The sequence below is a fragment of the Streptomyces sp. BYX5S genome (genome assembly GCF_054724165.1).
In genome coordinates this window covers 5,645,253-5,668,918 of record NZ_CM138829.1, presented here as the reverse complement: position 1 = coordinate 5,668,918, position 23,666 = coordinate 5,645,253, and the positions used below count along the sequence as shown (strand labels likewise).

20 protein-coding genes are annotated in these 23,666 nt (G+C 71.2%); 15 read left to right on the top strand and 5 right to left on the bottom strand.

The window, feature by feature from the left end:
* Nucleotides 1-34: 34 nt before the first annotated feature.
* The 8 genes from ACYBSK_RS25740 (at nt 35) to ACYBSK_RS25705 (ending at nt 8,746) form a co-directional block, all read left to right on the top strand.
* On the top strand, nt 35-1,216 hold the full coding sequence (locus ACYBSK_RS25740) for an inositol-3-phosphate synthase (RefSeq protein WP_460243517.1): 1,182 nt from the start codon (nt 35-37) through the stop codon (nt 1,214-1,216).
* A complete protein-coding gene (locus ACYBSK_RS25735) occupies nt 1,213-2,301 on the top strand; it encodes an SCO3242 family prenyltransferase (protein WP_460243516.1) in 1,089 nt (362 codons plus the stop codon). The genes ACYBSK_RS25740 and ACYBSK_RS25735 overlap by 4 nt, the downstream gene beginning before the upstream one ends.
* Before the next feature lie 113 nt (nt 2,302-2,414).
* Nucleotides 2,415-3,260, top strand: a complete 846-nt coding sequence (locus tag ACYBSK_RS25730) for a sugar phosphate isomerase/epimerase family protein (RefSeq protein ID WP_460247099.1) — start codon at nt 2,415-2,417, stop codon at nt 3,258-3,260.
* Entirely contained in the window at nt 3,257-3,925 is a 669-nt protein-coding gene (locus ACYBSK_RS25725) for an EboA domain-containing protein (protein ID WP_460243515.1), read from the top strand. The genes ACYBSK_RS25730 and ACYBSK_RS25725 overlap by 4 nt, the downstream gene beginning before the upstream one ends.
* On the top strand, nt 3,925-4,776 hold the full coding sequence (locus tag ACYBSK_RS25720) for a TatD family hydrolase (RefSeq protein ID WP_457479587.1): 852 nt from the start codon (nt 3,925-3,927) through the stop codon (nt 4,774-4,776). The genes ACYBSK_RS25725 and ACYBSK_RS25720 overlap by 1 nt, the downstream gene beginning before the upstream one ends.
* 3 nt (nt 4,777-4,779) lie before the next feature.
* Entirely contained in the window at nt 4,780-5,958 is a 1,179-nt protein-coding gene (gene eboE, locus ACYBSK_RS25715) for a metabolite traffic protein EboE (RefSeq protein ID WP_460243514.1), read from the top strand.
* 167 nt (nt 5,959-6,125) lie between these two features.
* Complete coding sequence (locus ACYBSK_RS25710; protein ID WP_460243513.1) at nt 6,126-7,592, top strand: alkaline phosphatase family protein; 1,467 nt, start codon at nt 6,126-6,128, stop codon at nt 7,590-7,592.
* Nucleotides 7,589-8,746 (top strand): sugar phosphate isomerase/epimerase family protein, encoded by a 1,158-nt coding sequence (locus ACYBSK_RS25705; RefSeq protein ID WP_460243512.1) that lies wholly within the window; start codon nt 7,589-7,591, stop codon nt 8,744-8,746. Before ACYBSK_RS25710 ends, ACYBSK_RS25705 begins: the two co-directional genes overlap by 4 nt.
* A gap of 101 nt (nt 8,747-8,847) precedes the next feature.
* Here ACYBSK_RS25705 and ACYBSK_RS25700 read toward each other — a convergent pair whose 3' ends face one another.
* From ACYBSK_RS25700 to frc (ACYBSK_RS25690), 3 genes are all read right to left on the bottom strand, one after another.
* Nucleotides 8,848-10,239, bottom strand: coding sequence for an OFA family MFS transporter (locus ACYBSK_RS25700; protein WP_457479583.1), 1,392 nt, complete (start codon nt 10,237-10,239; stop codon nt 8,848-8,850).
* A 127-nt stretch (nt 10,240-10,366) separates the two neighbouring features.
* Nucleotides 10,367-12,520 (bottom strand): acetate--CoA ligase family protein, encoded by a 2,154-nt coding sequence (locus ACYBSK_RS25695; RefSeq protein WP_460243511.1) that lies wholly within the window; start codon nt 12,518-12,520, stop codon nt 10,367-10,369.
* A 3-nt stretch (nt 12,521-12,523) separates the two neighbouring features.
* Nucleotides 12,524-13,753, bottom strand: coding sequence for a formyl-CoA transferase (frc, locus tag ACYBSK_RS25690; RefSeq protein WP_460243510.1), 1,230 nt, complete (start codon nt 13,751-13,753; stop codon nt 12,524-12,526).
* Nucleotides 13,754-13,923: 170 nt separating this feature from the next.
* Between frc (ACYBSK_RS25690) and sucC the strand changes: the two genes are divergently transcribed.
* From sucC to ACYBSK_RS25670, 4 genes are all read left to right on the top strand, one after another.
* Complete coding sequence (gene sucC / locus ACYBSK_RS25685) at nt 13,924-15,066, top strand: ADP-forming succinate--CoA ligase subunit beta (protein WP_460243509.1); 1,143 nt, start codon at nt 13,924-13,926, stop codon at nt 15,064-15,066.
* Nucleotides 15,067-15,077: 11 nt separating this feature from the next.
* Nucleotides 15,078-15,962: a succinate--CoA ligase subunit alpha gene (sucD, locus tag ACYBSK_RS25680; RefSeq protein WP_460243508.1), complete on the top strand. Its 885-nt coding sequence runs from the start codon at nt 15,078-15,080 to the stop codon at nt 15,960-15,962.
* A 163-nt stretch (nt 15,963-16,125) separates the two neighbouring features.
* A complete protein-coding gene (locus tag ACYBSK_RS25675) occupies nt 16,126-17,667 on the top strand; it encodes an aldehyde dehydrogenase family protein (protein WP_460243507.1) in 1,542 nt (513 codons plus the stop codon).
* 219 nt (nt 17,668-17,886) lie between these two features.
* Nucleotides 17,887-18,561, top strand: a complete 675-nt coding sequence (locus ACYBSK_RS25670) for a GntR family transcriptional regulator (protein ID WP_457481853.1) — start codon at nt 17,887-17,889, stop codon at nt 18,559-18,561.
* Nucleotides 18,562-18,614: 53 nt separating this feature from the next.
* Here ACYBSK_RS25670 and ACYBSK_RS25665 read toward each other — a convergent pair whose 3' ends face one another.
* Nucleotides 18,615-20,000 (bottom strand): OFA family MFS transporter, encoded by a 1,386-nt coding sequence (locus ACYBSK_RS25665; RefSeq protein WP_457479577.1) that lies wholly within the window; start codon nt 19,998-20,000, stop codon nt 18,615-18,617.
* 223 nt (nt 20,001-20,223) lie between these two features.
* Between ACYBSK_RS25665 and frc (ACYBSK_RS25660) the strand changes: the two genes are divergently transcribed.
* On the top strand, nt 20,224-21,453 hold the full coding sequence (gene frc / locus ACYBSK_RS25660; RefSeq protein ID WP_460243506.1) for a formyl-CoA transferase: 1,230 nt from the start codon (nt 20,224-20,226) through the stop codon (nt 21,451-21,453).
* 1 nt (nt 21,454) lies between these two features.
* Nucleotides 21,455-21,949 carry a beta-class carbonic anhydrase gene (locus ACYBSK_RS25655; protein WP_460243505.1) on the top strand — a complete coding sequence of 165 codons (495 nt, stop codon included), beginning with the start codon at nt 21,455-21,457 and terminating at the stop codon, nt 21,947-21,949.
* Nucleotides 21,950-21,990: 41 nt separating this feature from the next.
* On the opposite strand, the gene ACYBSK_RS25650 is transcribed toward ACYBSK_RS25655, so the two are convergent.
* Nucleotides 21,991-22,683 carry a GntR family transcriptional regulator gene (locus ACYBSK_RS25650; protein WP_457479574.1) on the bottom strand — a complete coding sequence of 231 codons (693 nt, stop codon included), beginning with the start codon at nt 22,681-22,683 and terminating at the stop codon, nt 21,991-21,993.
* Nucleotides 22,684-22,900: 217 nt separating this feature from the next.
* Between ACYBSK_RS25650 and ACYBSK_RS25645 the strand changes: the two genes are divergently transcribed.
* A complete protein-coding gene (locus ACYBSK_RS25645) occupies nt 22,901-23,635 on the top strand; it encodes an acyl-CoA dehydrogenase family protein (RefSeq protein WP_460243504.1) in 735 nt (244 codons plus the stop codon).
* Nucleotides 23,636-23,666: the final 31 nt, after the last annotated feature.

The window sequence follows — 23,666 nt, the reverse complement described above, 5'->3', positions numbered from 1 at the left end:
GCGCACGACATCCCGTTCGACTAGGAGGCTGCCCATGTCCGTCGGCCCGTTCCCGAACCCGTCGTCCACGCCGTCTCCCTCGTCCCCCACGTCCCGGTCGTCCTCGGAGGGCGGGCGCTTCGGTGTGTGGCTGGTCGGGGCCCGAGGCTCCGTCGCCACCACGGCGATCGCGGGATGCGCCGCCGTCGCCGCGGGGCTGCATCCGCCCTCCGGCATGGTCACCGAGACCGAACCGTTCACCGAGGCCGGGCTGCCGCCCCTCACGGCACTCGTCTTCGGCGGCCACGACACCCTCGACTGCCCGCTGCCCAAACGCGCCGAACACCTCGCCGCCGGGGGAGTGCTGCCGCACGACCTGCCGGGCGCGGTGCACGGCGAACTCGCCGCCGCCGAGCGGGAGATCAGGCCCGGCGGCCCGCTCCCCGGCGACGGCCGCACCCAGGACGAACTGATCACCGCCTTCACCGCCGACATCCACGCCTTCGTACGACGCCACGCCCTCGCGGGAGCCGTCGTCGTGAACGTCGCCTCCACGGAAGCGCCGCCCCACGACGACCACCTCCCGGCCAGCTCCCTGTACGCGGCGGCGGCCCTGCGCGCCGGTTGCCCGTACATCAACTTCACCCCCTCCACGGGTCTCCACCACCCCTCGCTCCAGCACGCGGCACGTACCGCGGGCGTCCCCTTCGCGGGCCGCGACGGCAAGACCGGGCAGACCCTGCTGCGGTCCGTGCTCGGCCCGATGTTCCGCAGGCGCGCGCTCGACGTGCGCGCCTGGTCCGGCACCAACCTCCTCGGCGGCGGCGACGGCGCGGCCCTCGCCGACCCGGCCGCGGCCGCCGCCAAGAACGCCGGCAAGGAACGCGTCCTCGCCGACACCCTCGGCGCCGTCCCGCAGGGCGAGGTCCACATCGACGACGTCCCGGCGCTCGGCGACTGGAAGACGGCGTGGGACCACATCGCCTTCGACGGCTTCCTCGGCGCGCGGATGACCCTCCAGACGACGTGGCAGGGCTGCGACTCGGCGCTCGCCGCGCCCCTCGTCCTGGACCTGGCCCGCCTGCTGCTGCGCGCCGCGCAGACCGGCCTGCGCGGCCCCCGCCCCGAGCTGGCCTTCTACTTCAAGGACCCCGACCCCGGCGCCACCTCCGACCTCGACCGCCAGTACGAGGCCCTCCTCGCCTTCGCGGCCCGCCTGCGCGACGGTGCGGCGTGAACGGGGCGGCGGCCGGTGCGCCGCGCCACGAGGACGGGGTGCGGCGCGGTGCGGCCGGGGGCGGCCCGGCCGGGGGCGCAAAGGCGTGGGCGGAACTGCTGCGGCTGCCCGCCCTGTTCACCGTGCCGGGCGACGCCCTCGCCGGGGCGGCGGCCACCGGGTACCGGCCGACCCGCGGAACCCTCCTCGCGGTCGGCGCCTCGCTCAGCCTGTACGCGGCGGGCATGGCGCTCAACGACTGGGCCGACCGGGACGAGGACGCCCGCGACCGCCCGCACCGGCCGCTGCCCTCGGGCCGCGTCCGCCCGGCCCACGCCCTGGCGGCGGCCGGAGCGCTGACCGGCGTCGGCCTCGCCCTGGCCCGCGGGGCCGACCGGGCGACCGGCGCGCTGGCCACGGCGCTCGCCACGACGGTGTGGGCGTACGACCTGCGCCTGAAGGGCACGGTGGCCGGCCCGGCGGCGATGGGCGCGGCCCGCGGCCTCGACCTGCTGATGGGCGCGGCGGCCACCGCCCCGGCGGGCGCCATGAGCCCGGCGCTCACGGCGGCCGCCACCCTGGCCACCCACACCGCCGCCGTCACCACGGTCTCCCGCAAGGAAACCCGGGGCGGCTCCAGCACCGCCCCGCTGACGGCGCTGGCCACGGGCGCGGCGATCGCGACGGCCTTGGTCACCCCGCGGGCGAGGAGACGATCTCGTGAGCGGCCCGTGCGGCCGAGTCCAGCCCCGCACGGCGGGAGTTCCGGGCTCGCGCCGGACGCGGGGCTTCTCCCCGCGCGGCCCCGCCCCGCGCAAGCCGCCGCACTCCGAACCTCGCGCCTTCGGCCCGTCCGGCGCACCGCTTCGATCACCGTCGCCGTCCCCGCCGCCACATACGCCGTCACCGCCCTGCGCCCCCTCTTCCACGCCGCCCTCAACCCCTCGCCTCCGCTCACCCAACGCGCCGTCGGCGCCGGGATCCGCGCCCTCGTGCCTCTCCAGTCCGCGCTGGCCGCCCGGTCCGGCGCCCCGGTGACCGCCCTCGCCACTCTCGCCCTGGCCCCACTCGCCCGCCGCTTCGCACGGAAGGTGAGTGTCACGTGACCGCGTCCACGCCGGGGACGGGTGCCGGTGCCGGTCGTGGTGCGCCACCCGACGGGCCCCACCCCGAACTCACCGCTCCCCGCTGGGGCTACGGCACCAACGGGCTCACCGATCTGCGCCTGAGCGACGCCCTCGGGCTGCTCGCCGAGCTCGGGTACGACGGGGTCGGGCTCACCCTCGACCACATGCACCTCGACCCGCTCGCGCCGGACCTGGCGGCCCGTACCCGCGAGGTGGGCCGGGCGCTCGACCGGCACGGGCTCACGGTCACCGTGGAGACCGGGGGCCGCTACGTGCTCGATCCGCGCCGCAAGCACGGCCCCTCCCTCCTCGATCCGGACCCGGAGGCGCGGGCCGCGCGGGTACGGCTGCTCGTGCGGGCCGTGCGGGTCGCCGCCGACCTCGGGGCCCACGCGCTGCACTGCTTCAGCGGCGTCGTCCCCGACGGCACCGATCCGGACGTCGCCTGGAAGCGGTTCGCCATCGCGCTCACCCCTGTCCTGGAAGCGGCAGACGCCGCAGGTGTTCCGCTGGCGGTCGAGCCCGAGCCCGGACATCTGCTCGGCACGCTCGCCGACTTCCACCGGTTCCGGCGTGACCTGGGCAGTCCCGAACCACTCGGGCTGACCCTCGACATCGGGCACTGCCAGTGCCTGGAACCCCTGTCGCCCGCGGAGTGCGTGCGCGAGGCCGCGCCCTGGCTGCGACACGTGCAGATCGAGGACATGCGCCGGGGCATGCACGAGCATCTGCCGTTCGGGGAAGGGGACATCGACTTCCCGCCCGTGCTCGACGCCCTCGCCGCCACCGGCTACCGGGGTCTGACCGTCGTCGAGCTGCCCCGCCACTCCCACGCGGGACCCCAACTGGCCGCGCAATCCATCGAGTTCCTGCGCGCGGCGCACCGGTCGGCGCACCGTTCGGTGCATCGCTCGGCGCGGCGAGGAGGCGCCTCATGACGTACAGCGCCCTTCCCTCCCTCGGCGCCCTCCGCGAGCGCCTCGACGCCACACTCGACACCGCCGCCCGTGCCTGGCTCGACGCCTCGCTCGTCGAGGCCACCGCCCGACCCGAGCCCGGCGCACCCGAACACACCATCGCCGCCTGGGAGTTGCGGTACGCCGAAGCCGGTCGCCGCGCCGGTGACGCACACGCCGACGCCGCCCGTGTCCTGCTGCTGCACGCGGCCCGCCCCGACACCGCCACCCTCACCGCGCTGTACACCCAGGGCACCGCCGCCGAGCGCCGCGCCGTCCTGCTCGCCCTGCCCCACCTGGTCGAGGGCCCGGACGCCCGCCCCCTCGTCGAGGACGCGCTGCGCGCCAACGACACCCGCCTGGTGGCCGCCGCCGTCGGCCCGTACGCGGCCGCGCACCTGCCCGCCCACGCGTGGCGGCACGCCGTCCTCAAGTGCCTGTTCACCGGGGTGAGCGTGGACGCCGTGGCGGGCCTCGCCGAGCGCGCCACGGGCGACAGCGAACTCGCCCGCATGCTCGGTGACTTCGCCGACGAACGCACCGCCGCGGGCCGCCCCGTCCCCGACGACCTGCACCGCGTCCTGGCCCTGACCGCACCCGAGCCACTGACGAACAGCCGGGTCGACCCCCACGGCAAGGAGTTCTGATGCGCATCTTCGACCCCCACATCCACATGACCTCGCGCACCACCGACGACTACAAGGCCATGCACGCCGCCGGCGTACGGGCCCTGGTGGAGCCCGCCTTCTGGCTCGGCCAGCCCCGCACCTCGCCCGCCTCCTTCTTCGACTACTTCGACTCCCTGCTGGGCTGGGAACCGTTCCGCGCCGCGCAGTACGGCATCGCGCACCACTGCACGATCGCCCTCAACCCCAAGGAGGCGAACGACCCGCGTTGCACGCCCGTCCTGGACGCGCTGCCCCGCTACCTCATGAAGGACAACGTCGTCGCCGTCGGCGAGATCGGCTACGACTCCATGACCCCCGCCGAGGACACCGCGCTCGCCGCGCAGCTGCAACTCGCCGTCGACCACGGGCTCCCCGCCCTCGTGCACACCCCGCACCGCGACAAGCTCGCCGGGCTGCGCCGCACCCTCGACGTCGTCCGCGAATCCGCGCTGCCCGTCGACCGCGTCCTGATCGATCACCTCAACGAGACCACCGTCAAGGAGGCCAAGGACTCCGGGGCCTGGCTCGGCTTCTCCGTCTACCCCGACACCAAGATGGACGAGGAGCGCATGGTGGAGATCCTGCGCGTCCACGGCCCGGAGAAGGTCCTCGTCAACTCCGCCGCCGACTGGGGCAACAGCGACCCCCTGAAGACCCGCAAGGTCGCCGACGCCATGCTCGCCTCCGGCTTCACCGACGACGACGTCGACCACGTGCTGTGGCGCAACCCGGTCGCCTTCTACGGCCTCAGCGGCCGCCTGCGACTCGACGTCCCGGCGACGGAACCCGCCACCCACGAAGGCAACTCGATCCTGCGCGGAGGTGAGTGACCCGTGCGCTTCCGGCACCCCGACGGCTCGACCGTCCACCTCGCGTACTGCACCAACGTGCACCCCGCCGAAACCCTCGACGGCGTCCTCGCCCAACTGCGCGACCACTGCGAACCCGTACGCAAACGCCTCGGCAGGGACCGGCTCGGCATCGGCCTGTGGCTCGCCAGGGACGCCGCCCGCGCCCTGGTCGCCGACCCGGCGGCGCTGCGCGGGCTGCGCACGGAACTCGACCGGCGCGGCCTCGAGGTCGTCACCCTCAACGGCTTCCCCTACGAAGGGTTCGGCGCGGCCGAGGTCAAGTACCGCGTCTACAAACCCGACTGGGCCGACGAGGAGCGCCTCACCCACACCGTCGACCTGGCCCGGCTGCTCGCCGCGCTGCTGCCCGCCGACGCCGCCGAAGGCACCGTGTCCACTCTTCCGCTCGCCTGGCGTACGGCCCACGACGCACGGCGGGCCGAGTCGGCCCGTGCCGCTCTGCGTACCCTGGCGGATCGTCTCGACCACGTCGAGGAGTTGACCGGGCGGTCGATCCGCGTCGGTCTGGAACCGGAGCCCGGCTGCGTCGTCGAGACCACCGGCGACGCCATTGAGCCGCTCACCCGTGTCGGCCGTACCGATCGTGTCGGGCTGTGCCTGGACACCTGTCACCTCGCCACCTCCTTCGAGCGGCCCGATGCCGCGCTCGACGCGCTCGCCGCCGCGCGCATCCCCGTGGTGAAGGCGCAGCTTTCCGCCGCACTTCATGCCGAGCACCCCCATCTCCCCGAAGTTCGATCCGCGCTCGCCGCGTTCGACGAGCCGCGTTTTCTGCATCAGACCCGCGCCCGTGGTGACGGTGTGCTGCATGCCGTCGACGACCTGGGCGAGGCGGTTGCGGTGGGCGGGAGCGCGCTGCCACGGGATGTGCCGTGGCGGGCCCACTTCCACGTTCCGTTGCATGCGGCTCCGGCCGCGCCTCTCACCTCCACGCTGGGTGTCCTGAAGGACACGTTGGCTCGGCTCGTCGGTGGTGTGCGTCCGGTGGTGCGGCATCTTGAGGTCGAGACGTACACGTGGCAGGCGTTGCCGGTTCAGTTGCGGCCGAGGGGGCGGCAGCAGCTTGCCGATGGCATTGCGGCGGAACTCGCGTTGGCCCGGGACCTGTTGACCGACCTCGGCCTGAAGGAGTTGCCATGACCGGCATGCCGCCCGCCGACACCCCGGGAGGTGCCCCCACGCCACGGGGCTCCGCCCCGGACCCCGCTCCTCAATCGCCGGAGGGGCTGAAAATGCCCGGACCGCCGCCCACGTGCGCTCCTCAATCGCCGGAGGGGCTAAAAGTGGCCGGATCGGCGCCCACCGATGTGTCCACCTCACCTACCACCACCCCCCTCCTCGTCCTCGACATCGTCGGTCTCACCCCCCGGCTGCTGGCGCACATGCCGGGGCTCAGGCGTCTTGCCGGGGGCGGGACGCAGGCTGCGCTCGGGACCGTGTTGCCGGCTGTCACCTGTGCCGCGCAGTCCACCTTCCTGACCGGCACCACACCCGCCGAGCACGGCATCGTCGGCAATGGGTGGTACTTCCGGGAGCTCGGGGACGTGCTGCTGTGGCGGCAGCACAACGGGCTCGTCGCCGGGGACAAGCTCTGGGACGCCGCCCGCCGCGCCCACCCCGGGTACACGGTCGCCAACATCTGCTGGTGGTACGCCATGGGGGCCGACACCGACATCACCGTCACACCTCGTCCCGTCTACTACGCCGACGGCCGCAAGGAACCCGACTGCTACACCCGGCCCCCGGACCTGCACGACGAACTCACCGACGCCCTCGGCACGTTCCCCCTGTTCCACTTCTGGGGACCCGGCGCCGACCTCGTGTCCAGCCGGTGGATCATCGATGCCACCCGGCATGTGCTGGCCACTCGGCATCCTGACCTGATCCTGAGTTACCTCCCGCATCTCGACTACGACCTGCAGCGCTACGGTCCCGACGACCCTCGCTCCCACCGGGCGGCCGCCGAGCTCGACGCCGCCCTCGCCCCGCTCCTGGACGACGCCCGCGCCGAAGGCCGTACCGTCGTCGCCCTGTCCGAGTACGGCATCACCCGCGTGGACCGCCCGGTCCACATCAACCGGGCGCTGCGCCGCGCGGGGCTGCTGGAGGTGCACACGCAGGACGGTATGGAGTACCTCGACCCGATGGCGTCGCGGGCCTTCGCCGTCGCGGACCATCAGATCGCCCATGTGTACGTGCGGCGCCCCGAGGACCTGGAGGCCACCCGTGCGGCGCTCGCCGAGCTCCCCGGCATCGAGCAACTCCTCGACGACGAGGGCAAGAAGGCGAATCAGCTCGACCATCCGCGCTCCGGCGAACTCGTCGCCGTCGCGGAGGCCGACGCCTGGTTCACGTACTACTACTGGCTCGACGACGCCCGCGCGCCCGACTTCGCGCAGCTCGTCGAGATCCACCGCAAACCCGGCTACGACCCGGTCGAACTCTTCATGGACCCCCTCGACCCCTATGTGAAGGTCAAGGCGGCCACCGCCCTCGCCCGCAAGAAGCTCGGCATGCGCTACCGCATGGCCGTCGTCCCGCTCGACGCCTCACCTATTCGCGGCAGCCACGGCCGGCTCCCGGCGAGCGACGAAGAAGGTCCGCTCATCCTGTGCTCCACCCCCCACGCGTTCCCGGGCCGCGTCGCGGCCACCGAAGTGAAAGCCCTGCTCCTCGAACTCGCAGGAGCGGCAGTTACAGAGAGTGAAGCACAAGCCAATGACAATTCCCGGGCCGCGAGCCCGGATTCACCGGATCGAAGGATGACACCGTGACCGACCTCCACCGCACCCCCGACGACGCCCTCAGAGCCCGCCTCGGCATCAGCCGCCGCCGCTTCCTGAGCACCTGCACCGCGACCGCCGCCGGCGCCGCCATCGCCGCCCCCGTGTTCGGCGCGGCCTCCGCCCTCGCCCAGTCGGCCACCGGCACCGCCTCCCGAGGCGGCGGCCACGGCACCCGACTGATCCCCGCCGACAAGCGCGGCATCATCCTCTACACCGTGCGCGACGCCATCGGCCGCGACCCGCTCGCCTCCCCCCTGCCCTCGGGCTTCCGCGAGGTGTTCAAGGAGCTGGCCCGCTACGGGTACAAGCAGGTCGAGTTCGCCGGGTACGGCCAGCACGCCAACGCGCCCGGCGGCGCCAACCTGGAGTCGGTCGAGGGCGCGAAGCTGCTGCGCCGGTGGCTCGACGAGTACGGGCTGCGCGCCCAGGGCAACCACGGGTTCATCCCGTCGTCGTGGCCGCTCACCCAGGCCGACACCGACCAGTTCAAGAAGCACCTGGAGATCGCGAACATCCTCGGCATGGACCACATGGGCACCGGCGGCGACCCCACCGGCAGCTCCTACAAGGCGGACTGGGACGTGGCCGCCGACAAGTGGAACGCGCTGGGGCGGATCGCGCACCGGGCGGGCCTCAAGCTCTACACCCACAACCACGACGCCGCGTACGGTTTCCTGCTCGACGGAGGTCCGCTCGACGACCAGGGCCGCCCCACCCGCAGCTCCGGCATCCGCAAGCTGGAGTACTTCCTGCGGGTCAGCGACCCGAAGACGGTCTGGCTGGAGATGGACATCTTCTGGGCGCACGTGGCCCAGTACAAGTTCCACACCTACACCGCGCACGACGGCTCCACGCGCGAGGACGTCTTCGACCCGGCCGCGCTCGTCGTCGCCCACAACGCGCGCTACCCGCTGTTCCACGCCAAGGACGGCACCCGCAACGACACCAACGGCATGGGCTACGACATGGTGCCCTTCGGCGAAGGTGTCATCGACTACCGCACGTTCTTCAAGCGGGTCGGCGCCCGCAACTACCACAACCCCATGGTCGAGCAGGACAACGCGCCCAGCGCCACCGACCCCGCGCAGTCCCTGACCCACGCCCGGATCGGCTACGACAACCTGGCCGCCCTGCGCAAGTAGCCCACACCGCATGAGACATGAGTGGGGCCCGGTCCTCGGACCGGGCCCCACTCATCCGTGCGAGGAACGGTGCGCGCACACGCCGCGCACCGTCGGCAGGGTCAGTCGGCCTCCCTGCTGATGGGGGCGGGGTTGGCCTTCACCAGCAGGTTGCCCTTGCGGTCGCGGCCGGGTGCCCGCAGCAGCAGGGACAGCCCGCCCGCGAACAGGGAGATGCAGCCGGCCAGCATGAAGGCACCGGAGTGCCCCCAGGCGGCGACGACCACGGAACCCATGCCCGCGCCGAGACCGGAGACCAGCTTGGCGCTGTAGACCATGCCGTAGTTGGTGGCGTTGTTGTTCTCACCGAAGTAGTCCGCGGTCAGCGCCGCGAACATCGGGAAGATCGCGCCGCCGCCGAAGCCGGAGATCGAGGAGAAGATCAGGAACAGCGGCAGGTTCTCGATACCGGCCGACCACAGGATGCCGAACTGGGAGAGGCCCAGGATGATGCAGACGTACAGCAGGCACAGGTGGCGGCCGTAGAGGTCGGAGAGCCAGCCGATCACGCCGCGCCCGGTGCCGTTCACGATCGCCTTGAGCGACATCGCCGTCGCCACGATCCCCCCGGCGAACCCCGCCTCCTTGCCGATGTCGACCTGGAAGGCGATGCCGAAGATGTTCACACCCGAGGTGCACGCCAGACAGACCCAGAGCAGGGCGACCTTGCCGGTCCGCCACGCCTCGCCGGGAGCGAACTGCTTGATGGCCGGCGGGTTCTTCTCCAGCGAGCGGCGGGCCCGCGGGTCCTCGGGCGGGTTCAGCGGGTCGACCGACGCGGGCCACCAGTTCTTCGGCGGGTCCTTGAAGAAGAAGCCGGCGGCCGCGACCATGGCGGCCAGTCCCACGCCGACGGAGACCAGGATCACCTTGAAGTTCGAGGTGTCCATGACGCCGGTGAACAGGAAGACGAACGGCACCGAACCGTAGGCGAAACCGCCGTTCACGAAGCCGGTCTTGCCACCCCTGCGCTCCGGGTACCACTTGCCGACCATGTTGACGCAGGTGGCGTACACCATGCCCGCGCCCATGCCGGAGAACATGCTGAACCCGACGTACGCGAAGATCGGGTGCGTGGCGTAGGCGAGCGACAGATAGCCGAGCAGGGTGCCGAGCGCGCCGAGCATCATCGCCCAGCGGGCCGGGAGTTTGCCGCTCTCACGGAGTTTGCCCGCGGGCATGGCGACCGCGGCCTGGAAGAACACCCAGACGGTCATCATCCAGAAGACGGTGCCGTCGGACCAGTGATGTGCGCTGTGCAGCGTGTCCTCGGCGGACGCGAACGCGTACTCCGCCGAGCTGATGCCCATCATGCCGATCCACGGCAGGATGACCATCCACTTGCGCTTGCGGCCCATGATGTCGATGTCGGTCTCGCCGACTCGGTACGTGCGGCCGTTTGCGTCCGTCACCTCCCTGTAGGGGACGGGTGTCGGGAAGTCGGTTGTCGTCATGCAGATCGAACCCCTTGCGTGGAAGAAGTCTGGCCAGCGCCCCCTGCCCGTTCTTGCTTCTCAGTCGCGCCGGGGCCCGCGGTCGAGCGGTCGCCGCGAGCCCCGTGGTTCGAGCCCTTGGATCAAGTCATCGGCCACCGCCCAACTTGCCCGCCGCCCGCGCCCACTTGTACTTGGCCCCGAGCACCGCGACCGGCTTCTCCGTCGTGTACGGGTACGCCACCACACCCCGGTCGAAGAGGTACTGGCACGCCTCCTCGACCTCGACGTCCCCGGCCAGCGACGCGACCACCGGCTTCTCGATGCCACGCTCCCGGAACTCCTGGACGACGCGCGCCGTCACCTCCGCGAACACCATGGGCGGGGTGACGATGGTGTGCCAGTAGCCGAGCACGAGCGAATGGATCCGCGGATCCTCCAGACCGAGCCGGATCGTCGCCTCGTACGTCGACGGCGGCTCGCCGCCCGTGATGTCGACGGGGTTGCCGGCGGCCCCGAAGGGCGGGATGAACTTCCGGAAGGCCTCGTCCAGGTCGGCCGGGATCTCCATCAGTTCGAGCCCGTTGTCCATCACCGCGTCCGACAGCAGCACACCCGAACCGCCGGCCCCCGTGATGATCACGACGTTGTCGCCCTGGGGCGTCGGAAGGACCGGCAGCGCCCGCGCGTACTCCAGCATGTCGTTCAGGCCCGGGGCCCGGATGACACCGGCCTGCTTGAGGATGTCGTCGTACACGGCGTCGTCGCCCGCGAGCGCGCCCGTGTGCGAACCGGCCGCCTTCGCGCCCGCCGCCGTACGCCCCGCCTTCAGGACGACGACCGGCTTCTTCGGCACGGTCGCGCGTGCGGCCTCCACGAAGGCGCGCCCGTCCTTGAGGTCCTCCAAGTGCATCGCGATGCAGTCGGTGTTGGGGTCCTCGCCGAACCAGGTCAGCAGGTCGTCCTCGTCGAGGTCCGACTTGTTGCCGAGCCCGACGATCGCCGAGACACCCGTCTTCGTGGTGCGCGCGAAGCCGAGGATGGCCATGCCGATGCCGCCGGACTGCGAGGTCAGCGCGACACCGCCCTTCACGTCGTACGGCGTGCAGAACGTGGCGCACAGGTCCTGCCACGTCGAGTAGTAGCCGTAGATGTTCGGGCCGAGGAGGCGGGTGCCGTGGCGCTCGGCGATGGCGACGATCTCCTCCTGGAGCTCGTGCTCGCCGGTCTCGGCGAACCCGGAGGGGATGAGGACCGCGTTCGGGATGCCCTTGCGGCCGACCTCCTCCAGGGCCGCAGCCACGAACTTGGCGGGGATCGCGAAGACCGCCACGTCGACGTCGCCGGGCACGTCCGTGACGCTCTTGTACGCCTTGCGGCCCAGGATGTCGTCGGCCTTGGGGTTCACCGGGTGGATCTCCCCGGAGAAGCCGCCGTCGATGAGGTTGCGCATCACCGAGTTGCCGATCTTGCCCTGCTCGTTGGAGGCGCCGATCACGGTGATGGACTGCGGTTGCATCAGCCGCCGCATCGAGGTGAGGATCTCCTCGCGCGAGTAGGTGCGCCGCTGCTTCGGCTCGCCCTCGGCGAGGATGATCCGGATGTCGGCGGCGAGCGCGCCCCGCGGGGTCGCGATCACCGGGTTGAGGTCGACCTCGGCTATCTCGGGGAACTCCGTGACCAGTTGGGACACCCGGCGGATCTGCTCCGCCAGCGCCTCCCGGTCGACGCCCTTGGCGCCGCGCACACCGCGCAGCACCTCCGCGGCCTTGATCGAGTGGAGCATGTCGAGGGACTCGTCCTCCGACACCGGCGCGAGGCGGAAGGTGACGTCCTTCAGTACCTCGACGAGGACGCCGCCGAGCCCGAAGGCGACGACCTTGCCGAAGGTCGGATCGGTGACCGACCCGACGATGACCTCCTGGGTGTCGGGCCCGGTCGGCAGCAGTTCCTGGACCTGGATTCCGGTGATGGAGGCGTCCGGCGCGTACGCGTGCGCGTTGTCGATGATCCGCTGGTACGCCTCCCGTACGGCGCTCTCGCCCTCGACGCCGACGACGACGCCGCCCGCGTCGGTCTTGTGCAGGATGTCGGGTGAGACGATCTTGAGCACCACGGGTCCGCCGAAGCGGGCCGCGGCCGTCACCGCCTGGTCGGCATCGGTCGCGAGCTCCTCGCCGGGGACGGCGATGCCGTACGCGTCGGCGACCACCTTTCCCTCGGGCGCGGTGAGCGCTGTACGTCCCTCGGCCCGTACGGTGTCGAGCAGCGCTCGTACCTTGAGCTCGCGTTCCTCGGCCATCAATCAGATCACTCCGTTCGACTTGAGCAGACGCAACTCTTCGTCCCCGAGGCCGAGTTCACCGATGAAGACCTCTTCGTTGTGCTCGCCGAGCAGCGGAGAGGCGGTGACGTCGACGGGGGAGTCGGAGAGCTTGAGAGGGGAACCGACGGTCTTGAAGGAGCCGCGTCCCGAGTGCGGCACCTCGACGACCATGTCGTTGGCCACCAGCGACTCGTCCTCGATGATCTCCTTGGTGGAGAGGATCGGGCCGCAGGGGATGTTGTGGGCGTTCAGCTGGTCGAGGACCTCCCACTTGGGAAGGGTGGACGACCACTCCTCGATGAGCTGGAACATCTTGTTGAGCTTCGGAAGCCGCGCCTCGGGCGTGGCCCAGTCGGCGTCCTCGGCGAGTTCGGGGCGCCCGATCAGCTCGGTGATGGGCTTCCAGCCGACGGGCTGGACGATGACGTAGACGTAGTCGTTGGGTCCGCCGGGTGCGCACTTGACGGCCCAGCCGGGCTGTCCGCCGCCGGAGGCGTTGCCGGAGCGGGGCACCTCGTCGCCGAAGTCCTCGTTGGGGTACTCGGCCAACGGGCCGTGTGCCAGACGTTGTTGGTCGCGCAGCTTGACCCGGCACAGGTTGAGCACGGCGTGCTGCATGGCGACGTTCACGCGCTGGCCGCGCCCGGTGTTCTCGCGCTGGAACAGGGCGGCGAGGATGCCGGCGACGGTGTGGATGCCCGTCCCCGAGTCACCGATCTGCGCGCCCGTGGCCGTCGGCGGGCCGTCCTCGAAGCCCGTGGTGGCCATCGAGCCTCCCATGGCCTGGGCCACGACCTCGTACGCCTTGAAGTTGGTGTACGGGCCCTCGCCGAAGCCCTTGATGGAGGCGTAGACGATGCGCGGGTTGATCTCCTGGATGCGCTCCCAGGTGAAGCCCATGCGGTCGACCGCGCCGGGGCCGAAGTTCTCCACCAGCACGTCGCTGCGGCGGATGAGTTCGGTCAGCAGCTCCTTGCCGCGGTCCGTCTTGGTGTTCAGGGTGATGCTCCGCTTGTTGCAGTTGAGCATCGTGAAGTAGAGGGAGTCGACGTCCGGGATGTCACGCAGCTGCTTGCGCGTGATGTCTCCGGTCGGCGCCTCCAGTTTGACGACGTCCGCACCCAGCCACGCCAGCATCTGCGTGGCGGATGGGCCTGACTGGACATGGGTCATGTCCAGGACGCGCACACCCTCGAGTGCCTTGGTCACGAACGACTCACCTCGCTACTGGTCCACGGTCGGTCCACCGGCTCGTACATTGCATACAGTCGCCGAATACTGTATGAAAACTGGTATCCCGCATTGCGTGGATGGTGTCCAGGGGGCGTGCAGAACTTTTCGCATCGGAGCCACATCGGAAGCTCAGGCAGGAGCCGCACATGGACCTGTACGAACACCAGGCGAGGGACCTGTTCGCGGAGCACGGCATCCCCGTTCCGCGGGCCGAGGTCACCGAATCCGCGAAGGAGGCACGGGAGTTCGCGCGCCGGCTCGGCGGCCGCGTCGTCGTGAAGGCCCAGGTCAAGACCGGCGGCCGCGGCAAGGCCGGCGGAGTCAAGCTCGCCGCGGACCCGGCCGCCGCCGAACTGACGGCGCGCCAGATCCTCGGCATGGACATCAAGGGCCACACCGTGCGGAAGGTGATGCTGGCCCAACCCGTCGACATCGAGGCCGAGTACTACGTCTCCTACGTCCTCGACCGGGCGGCCGGCGCCTTCCTCGCCATCGCCTCCGCCGAGGGCGGCATGGACATCGAGGAGGTCGCCGCCACCCGCCCCGACGCCGTGGCCCGCATCCCCGTCGACCCGGCCGTCGGTGTCACCTCCGCCGTCGGCGCCCGCATCGCCGAGGCGGCCGGACTGCCCCCGCAGACCGTCGACGTCCTCGTCCGCCTGTGGGACGTCCTCACCCGCGAGGACGCGCTGCTCGTCGAGGTGAACCCGCTCGTGCGCACCGCGCAGGGGCAGATCCTCGCACTCGACGGCAAGGTCACCCTCGACGACAACGCGCGCTTCCGCAACGCCCGTTGGGGCGAGATCCCGCAGTCCGCGCACGACGAACCACTGGAGGCGCGGGCGGCGGCCAAGGGCCTCAACTACGTGAAGCTCGACGGCGAGGTCGGCATCATCGGCAACGGCGCCGGGCTCGTCATGTCCACCCTCGACGTCGTCGCGGGCTGCGGCGCGAAGCCCGCCAACTTCCTCGACATCGGCGGCGGGGCCTCCGCGCAGATCATGGCCGACGGCCTCGACGTCATCCTCTCCGACCCGGCCGTGAAGTCCGTCTTCGTCAACGTCTTCGGCGGCATCACGGCCTGCGACGCGGTCGCCGACGGCATCGTCCAGGCCCTGGACCACGTACGGCTGACCAAACCGCTCGTCGTCCGGCTCGACGGCAACAACGCCGCGCGCGGCCGCGCCATCCTCGAAGAGCGCGCGCACCCCCTCGTGGAACAGGCGACCACGATGGACGGCGCCGCACGCCAGGCCGCGGACCTCGCCCTCGCCCCCAACCCCCTTTAAGGAGCCGGGACATGGCCATCTACCTGACCCAGGAGAGCAAGGTCCTCGTCCAGGGCATGACCGGCGCCGAGGGCATGAAGCACACCCGCCGCATGCTCCAGGCGGGCACGAACGTCGTCGGCGGCGTCAACCCCCGCAAGGCCGGGCGCACCGTCGACCTCGACGGCCGCGACGTCCCGGTCTTCGGCGGCGTCGCCGAGGGCATGGCGGCCACCGGCGCCGACGTCACCGTCGTCTTCGTGCCGCCCGCCTTCGCCAAGGACGCCGTCACCGAGGCGGCCGACGCGGGCATCCCGCTCGCCGTCGTCATCACGGAGGGCATCCCGGTGCACGACGCCGTGGCCTTCCAGGCGTACGCGAAGCGGCGGGGCACCCGTGTCATCGGCCCCAACTGCCCGGGACTCATCACGCCCGGCGCCTCCAACGCGGGCATCATCCCGTCCGACATCACCAAGCCGGGCCGCATCGGGCTCGTCTCCAAGTCCGGCACCCTCACCTACCAACTCATGTACGAGCTGCGCGACATCGGCTTCTCGACCTGTGTGGGCATCGGCGGCGACCCCGTCATCGGCACCACGCACATCGACTGCCTCGAAGCGTTCGAGGCCGACCCCGAGACCGAACTCGTCGTCCTCATCGGGGAGATCGGCGGCGACGCCGAGGAGCGGGCCGCGGCACACATCCGCGACCACGTCACCAAACCCGTCGTCGGCTACATCGCCGGATTCACCGCGCCCGAGGGCAAGACGATGGGCCACGCCGGCGCCATCGTCTCCGGCTCCTCGGGCACGGCGCAGGCCAAGAAGGAGGCCCTGGAGGCCGTCGGCGTCCGCGTCGGTTCGACTCCGACGGAGACGGCGCGGCTCGTCCTGGACCGCCTCTCCGACGGTCAGTGACGCTTCTCATAGGCGTCAACTGGCCTTCTCTATAAGGTCCTTGGCTTACGGGAGGTGCCCAGTGGGCACCTCCCGTCCACAGCACCACAGCACCACAGCACCACAGCACCTCAGCCATCAAGTACCCCGCCCCGACTGTGCACCGTGAGCGGAGACCAACACCATGGCAACCACCCTCAAGTCCGGTACCTCCTGGGCCGACGCCTGGCAGCGCTGCCTCGCCGTCGCCCCCGAGGCCTTCCGCGACGACCGCGTCCTGAACCTGTGGAACGGCACCTGGCAGGCCGACGGCCGCGCCCTGCCGGCCACCAGCCCCGTCGACGGGAGCCCCATCGCCGGGCCGCCCCGCCTCGACGCCGACACCGCCCACCGGGCCGTCCGCGCCTCCCTCGACCAGCACCGCGCCTGGCGGCACGTCCCGCTGCCCGAGCGCCGCGCCCGCGTCGCCGCGACCCTCGACGCGCTCACCCAGCACCGCGAACTCCTCGCCCTGCTCCTGGTGTGGGAGATCGGCAAGCCGTGGCGCCTCGCGCAGGCCGACGTCGACCGGGCCATCGACGGCGTGCGCTGGTACGTCGACGGCATCGACGCCATGCTCGGCGACGGCGAGCGCACCCCGCTGCCCGGCCCCGTGTCGAACATCGCGAGCTGGAACTACCCGATGAGCGTGCTCGCCCACGCCCTGCTGGTCCAGGCGCTCGCCGGCAACGCCGTCATCGCCAAGACCCCGACCGACGGCGGCGTCTCCTGCCTCACCCTGGCCTGCGCCCTCGCCGCCCGCGAGGGCATCCCCGTAACCCTCGTCAGTGGCAGCGGCGGGCAGCTCTCCGAGGCGCTGGTGCGGGCGCCGGAGATCGGCTGCGTGTCCTTCGTCGGCGGCCGGGACACCGGCGCCGCCGTCGCCACGGACGTCGCCGACCTGGGCAAGCGGCACATCCTGGAGCAGGAGGGCCTCAACACCTGGGGCATCTGGAACTTCACCGACTGGGACACGCTGACGGCCGCGATCCCCAAGCTCTTCGACTACGGCAAGCAGCGCTGCACCGCCTACCCCCGGTTCGTGGTGCAGCGCGAGGCCTTCGACGAGTTCCTCGCCGCGTACCTCCCCGCCGTCCGCACCCTGCGCGTCGGCCACCCGCTCGCCGTCGAACACCCCGAAGACCCGTACCCCGCACTGGACTTCGGGCCGCTGATCAACGCGGCGAAGGCGAAGGAGCTGGGCGACCAGGTCACCGAGGCGATCGACCGCGGAGCCGTTCCGCTGCACCGCGGCGCCCCCGACCCGGCACTCTTCCTGCCGGGCCAGGACACGAGCGCGTACGTCCATCCGGTGACGCTGCTCGGCCCGCCGCCGTCCTCGCCGCTGCACCATGCCGAGCCGTTCGGCCCGGTCGACACCATCGTGCTCGTCGACACGGAGGCGGAGCTCCTCGCGGCGATGAACGCCTCCAACGGCGCCCTCGTCGCCACCCTCTCCACCGACGACGAGGCGACGTACGCGCGGCTGGCGCCGCAGATCCGCGCGTTCAAGGTCGGCCACGGCAAGCCGCGTTCGCGCGGTGACCGCGACGAGCTGTTCGGCGGGTTCGGCGCCTCGTGGCGCGGCGCCTTCGTCGGCGGTGAGCTGCTGGTCCGCGCCGTGACCGAGGGCCCCGCGGGGGAGCGGCTGCCCGGCAACTTCCCCGAGTACCAGCTGATGCCCTGACCCCGGACACCGGTTGATGTCCGGCCCCCGACGCAGCTGCGGCGGGGTTCCGCGCGGCGCAGGGGGCGCTCCCCGCCGCACGTGAACCCCGCCGCCGTGCCGCGGGGCGAGTTCTCACCCGCCCCGCGCACACGTTGTGTCGACGGGATATTGTGTACAGGCTGGGATTGGCCTCGGCAAGCACTAGGACAACACGTACTGGGGGAAGGGGCCGAGATGTTGCCGACCGCAGGACTGCCACAAGGTGCGGTGCCCAAGCTGGACCGCCCGGGACCGTTGCGCGAGCGGGTCTACGGAGCGCTGCTCGAACTCATCATCACCCGCACCCTGCCGCCGGGCGCCCACCTCGTCGAGACCGAACTCGCGGCGCAGCTGGGGGTGTCGAGGCAGCCCGTGCGTGAGGCGCTGCAACGGCTGAGCACCGAGGGGTGGGTCGATCTGCGGCCCGCGCAGGGCGCGTTCGTGCACGAGCCGACCGAGCACGAGGCGGACCAACTCCTCACCGTGCGCTCGCTGTTGGAGACGGAGGCGGTACGTCTGGCCGCCGGGCGGGCCGACGCCGCGGCCGTCGCGGCGCTGGAGGAGCTGTGCGAGGCGGGGGAGCGGGCGGTCGCCGCGGACGACGTGGAGGCCGCGGTGGCGCTCAACGCGCAACTGCACGGCACCGTCATGGAGTTGGCGGGCAACACGGTCCTCGCCGCACTCGCCGCGCAGGTGGACCGGCGGGTGCGCTGGTACTACACGCCGGTGGCGCGGCAGCGCGGCCACCAGTCGTGGGCGGAGCACCGCGAGCTGATCGCCGCGCTCGCCGACCGGGACGAGGCCAGGGCCGCCGCGGTCATGCGCGTCCACACCGAACACACGCGGACGTCGTACCACCAGCGGGCGAGGTAGCGGCCCGCGCGGGACCGCCACCTCGCCCGGGGAGGAGGGGTGGGGGCGGTGGCTCAGGTGGCGTGCTGCGGCCGGGCCGCCGCGGCCCGGGTGCCCTTCTTCGGGCGGCCCGGTTGCTGCAACGTCATCGCGATGACCGCGGCGATCAGTGAGGTCCCGCCGGCCAGCGCGTAGGCGCCGTTGTAGCCCCAGGCGGAGACCACCATGGAGCCCATGCCGCCGCCGAACAGGCCGCTGACCAACTTGCCGCTGTAGACCAGGCCGTAGTTGGAGGCGTTGTAGTTCTCGCCGAAGTAGTCCGGTGTGAGCGCGGCGAACAGCGGGTAGAACGCGCCGCCGCCGAACCCGGAGAGGAACGCGAAGACCAGGAACAGCGCCTCGCTGTGCAGGTTTCCGGCCCAGATGACACCGAACTGGGCGAGGCCGAGGACCAGGATGACCATCACCAGCGTCGTCTTGCGGCCCCACTTGTCGGAGGCCCAGCCCACGACGCCGCGGCCGATGCCGTTGATGACCGCCATGACCCCCATGGACGAGGCGGCGACGAGCGGGCCGAAGCCGACTTCCTTGGCGTAGTCGACCTGGAAGGAGATGCCGAAGATCGACACACCGGCGCTGATGACGAGGGCCACCCACATCAGCGGCAGCATGCCGGTCCTGATGGCCTCCATGGGCGTGAACTGCCGTACGGCGGGCGGGTTCTTGGCGAGGCTCGCGGCGCTCTTGCCGGAGCCGCCCTGGGCCAGGGGGTCGATGTGCGCGGGCCACCAGTTCTTCGGCGGGTCCTTGAAGAAGAAGGCGCAGACGAACACGACGACCATCACGTACAGGCCGACGAGGTCCAGGACCGTCTGGTAGTTCCCGGTGTCGAAGGCGTAGTTGAAGATGAAGATGAACGGCAGGGACCCGTAGGCGAAGCCGCCGTTGACGAACCCCGTCTTGCCGCCCTTGCGTTCGGGAAACCACTTGCCGACCATGTTGACGCAGGTCGAGTAGATCAGTCCGGAGCCGATGCCGCCGACGACCCCGAATCCGAGGATCGCGACGAGCACGTCGTGGATGTGCGAGAGGGCGAGGAAGCCGATCAGGCACATCCCGGAGCCGATGAACATGGCCCGACGGGCCGTCAGGATGCCCTTCTCCCGCATCCATCCGGCGGGGAAGGAGACTCCGGCCTGGAAGAAGATCCAGACGCTGAGGATCCAGAAGGTGTTGGACTGCGTCCAGTTGTGCGCGTGCGACAGGGTGTCCTCCGCCGAGCCGTACGCGTACTCGAAGACGCTGATCCCCATCATGGCGATCCAGGGCAGGTAGACCATCAACTGCCGGGAGTGGCCGAGGATGTCGCGGTCCGACTCGCCGATGCGGTAGACGCGACCCCGGGCGTCGGTGACCTCGCGATACGCGGGCGGCTCTGCTGTTCCGTGGTTCAAGGTCATATCAGGCGTTCCCTCACAGAGCTTCGTTGCTTCGTGTGCGGTGATCCGGGCCTGTGCTCCGACGGCCGCGCGCAGACGAATGCCGCCGCCGGTTATTGCATACAGTCGACGAATACTGTATGAAGGCGTTATCCCTCACTGGGTGGCTGAGTGTCCAGGGTCGCGCAGATCTTTGTACCGACCTTTTAACTCCGAACGGACCACGAGAAGCCGGGAGTTGACCATGACAAAGGCTCTGGAGGGCGTGCGCGTCCTCGACATGACGCACGTGCAGTCGGGCCCGTCCGCGACGCAGTTGCTGGCGTGGCTGGGTGCGGACGTCGTCAAACTGGAGGCGCCGAGCGGCGACATCACGCGGAAGCAGCTGCGTGACATCCCGGACGTCGACTCCCTCTACTTCACGATGCTCAACTCCAACAAGCGGAGCATCACCCTCAACACCAAGACCGAGCGCGGCAAGGATATCCTCACGGAGCTGATCCGCCGCTCGGACGTCATGGTGGAGAACTTCGGCCCCGGCGCCGTCGACCGGATGGGCTTCACGTGGGAGCGCATTCAGGAAATCAACCCGCGCATCATCTACGCCTCCATCAAGGGCTTCGGTGAGGGCCCGTACACCAACTTCAAGGCGTACGAGGTCGTGGCCCAGGCCATGGGCGGCTCGATGGCCACCACGGGCTTCGAGGACGGCCCGCCGACGGCCACGGGCGCGCAGATCGGTGACTCGGGCACCGGTATCCACACCGTCGCCGGCATCCTCGCCGCCCTGTTCCAGCGCGAGAACACCGGGCGCGGCCAGCGCGTGAACGTCGCCATGCAGCACGCCGTGCTCAACCTGTGCCGGGTCAAGCTGCGCGACCAACAGCGCCTGGCACACGGCCCGTTGGCCGAGTACCCCAACGAGGACTTCGGCGACGAGGTGCCCCGCTCCGGCAACGCCTCCGGCGGCGGACAGCCCGGCTGGGCCGTCAAGTGCGCACCCGGCGGCCCCAACGACTACGTCTACGTCATCGTCCAGCCCGTCGGCTGGAAGCCGATCGCCGAGCTGATAGGCAGGCCGGAGATGGCGGACGACCCGGAGTGGTCGACGCCGGAGGCGCGGCTGCCGAAGCTCAACAAGATGTTCCAGCTCATCGAGGAGTGGTCGTCCACGCTCCCCAAGTGGGAGGTCCTCGACCGGCTCAACGCCCACAACATCCCCTGCGGACCGATCCTGTCCACCAAGGAGATCATCGAGGACGAGTCGCTGGTCGCCAACGACATGGTCGTCGAGGTCGAGCACCCCGGGCGCGGCACGTACACGACGGTGGGCAACCCGCTCAAGCTCTCCGACTCGCCCACCACCATCTCCGGCTCCCCGCTCCTCGGCGAGCACAACACGGCGATCTACGGCGATGAACTCGGCCTGGAAGCATCCGAGTTGGCGCAACTCGCCGAACAGGGCGTCATCTGACATGGGCAGCGTGGTCGACCGCCTCGTCGAGGCGAACGAGCGGTACGCCGCCGCCTTCACCGACCCCGGCATGGACGCCCGCCCGGTCCTCGAAGTGGCCGTCGTGGCGTGCATGGACGCCCGGATCGATCTGCACGCCGCACTCGGCCTGGAACTCGGCGACTGCCACACCGTCCGCAACGCGGGCGGTGTGGTCACCGACGACACCATCCGGTCGCTGACCATCAGCCAGCGGGCGCTCGGCACCCGCAGCGTGGTCCTCATCCACCACACCGGCTGCGGCCTCGAATCGCTGACCGAGGAGTTCCGCCACGAGCTGGAGCGGGAGGTCGGGCAGCGGCCCACGTGGGCGGTGGAGGGCTTCAGCGACGTGGACCAGGATGTGCGGCAGTCCCTCAGGAAGGTGCGTACCTCCCCGTTCCTGCCGCACACCGACGACGTCCGCGGGTTCGTCTTCGACGTCCGGACGGGGCTGCTGCGGGAGATCACCGCATAGCCCCGCCCCTTCGGTGGGGGGAAGGGCGTGGCCGGTTCCGATCAGCTCCCGGAACCGGCCACGGCCTCGATCTGCGCGCAGTAGAAGTCCGTGGTGTTCTGCGTGTGCCGGCGCATCAGTGCCTCCGCGTGGTCGGGGTCGCCCGCCGCGATGGCCTTGATGATCAGGGCGTGCTCGCTCCACGCGTCGTTGCCGCGGGGCTTGGCGATGGGTGTGTAGTACCAGCGCACCCGCTGGTCGACCTGCGGGATCAGCTCGGCCAGCACCGCGTTGCGGGACAGCGTGGTGATGTGCGCGTGGAGCGCCGCGTTGGCCTCGACGATGGCCCGCGCATCCTGCGCCGCGAGCGCGTCGAGGCCCACCTGCTGCAACTCCCACAGCGTGGCGATGTCGTCCGGCGTCGCGTGCTGGGCCGCGCCGCGCGCCGAGTAGGTCTCCAACACAGCCCGTACGCCGAGCAGTTGGGCGCACTCCTCCACGGTGGGGGAGTGCACGAAGGCGCCCTGGGCGGGGCGCAGGTCGACCCAGCCCGAGGTCTGGAGCCGTTGCAGTGCCTCGCGCACCGGCTGCCGGCTCACTCCCAGGTGCGCCGCCAGCTCGGCCTCGACGAGGTGCTGGCCGGGCCTCAGCGTGCCGTTGATGATCATCTCGATCAGGGCGTCGTGGACGGCCTGCCGCAGCGGGACGGGCCGGGTGATCGGGCCGCGGTCGGCCACGGCGGGTATCTCGGGCATGGGCGGGGCCCTCCCTTGTTCGTCCGCTGACGCGACGTCAGAGGCGCTGGGATACTGACTTTAGTATGCAATAGACAGTTTGGAACTCCACGTGCCGCAGCGGGAGTTGAAACTCGGCCGTGCATGCCTCTGGCCCTGCGGCGACCGTCGGAATACTGTATGCAATTACTGCGCCGCATCGCGGCCGCTCACATCACGCTGACGAGGGGGTCGCCCCGTGTCGTACCGCACCGCACTCGCCCACGTCCTGACCGGTGCCGTCGCAACCGGCGGCGAACCGGCCCGTATGCAAGGCAAGTTCCCCCGCTCCGGCGTCACCGCCCTCGGTCAGGCCGGCCTGCTCGGCCTCACCGTCGCCCGCGAACTCGGCGGCTCCGGCGCGGGGTTGACCGAGGCCGCCGATGTCGTGACCCGCGTCGCGCGGGTCTGCCCGGCCGCCGCGGCCGTGCTCCGCTCGCACTACGCGGCGGTCGCCGTCGTCGAGGCGCACGGCGGCGCCTGGGTGCGCGCCGAGATCGCGGCCGGACGCCACCTGTGCTCGCTCGCCCTGGAGGAGGACGGGCCGGAGTCCGCGGCCCGCCGCACCGGCGAGGTCGTCGCCCTGCGCGGCCGCAAGCGTCAGGTGGTCGCCGCCGGTGAGGCCGACAGCTACCTCTGGTCGAGCGCCCCGTGCGCGCCGGGCGCGGGCGGGCGGAGCCTGTGGCTGGTCCCGGCCCACGCCCCCGACCTGTACGTACCCGCGCGCGCCACGGGTCCGGGCCCGAGCGGCAGCGCCACCTCCACGGTGTGCGCCGACCCCGTGCGCGTACCGGCCTCGGCGCTGCTCGGGGAGGACGGGGGCGGCGAGCGGCTGGTGTGGGGCACGGTGCTGCCGTGGCTCACCGAACTCGGGGCCGCGATGGGCCTCACCGCGGCCGCCGCGCCCGCCCACGCGTCCGTGCTCGTGGCCTGAGAACACCGGCCCGGTGTACGGAAGGCGCGGG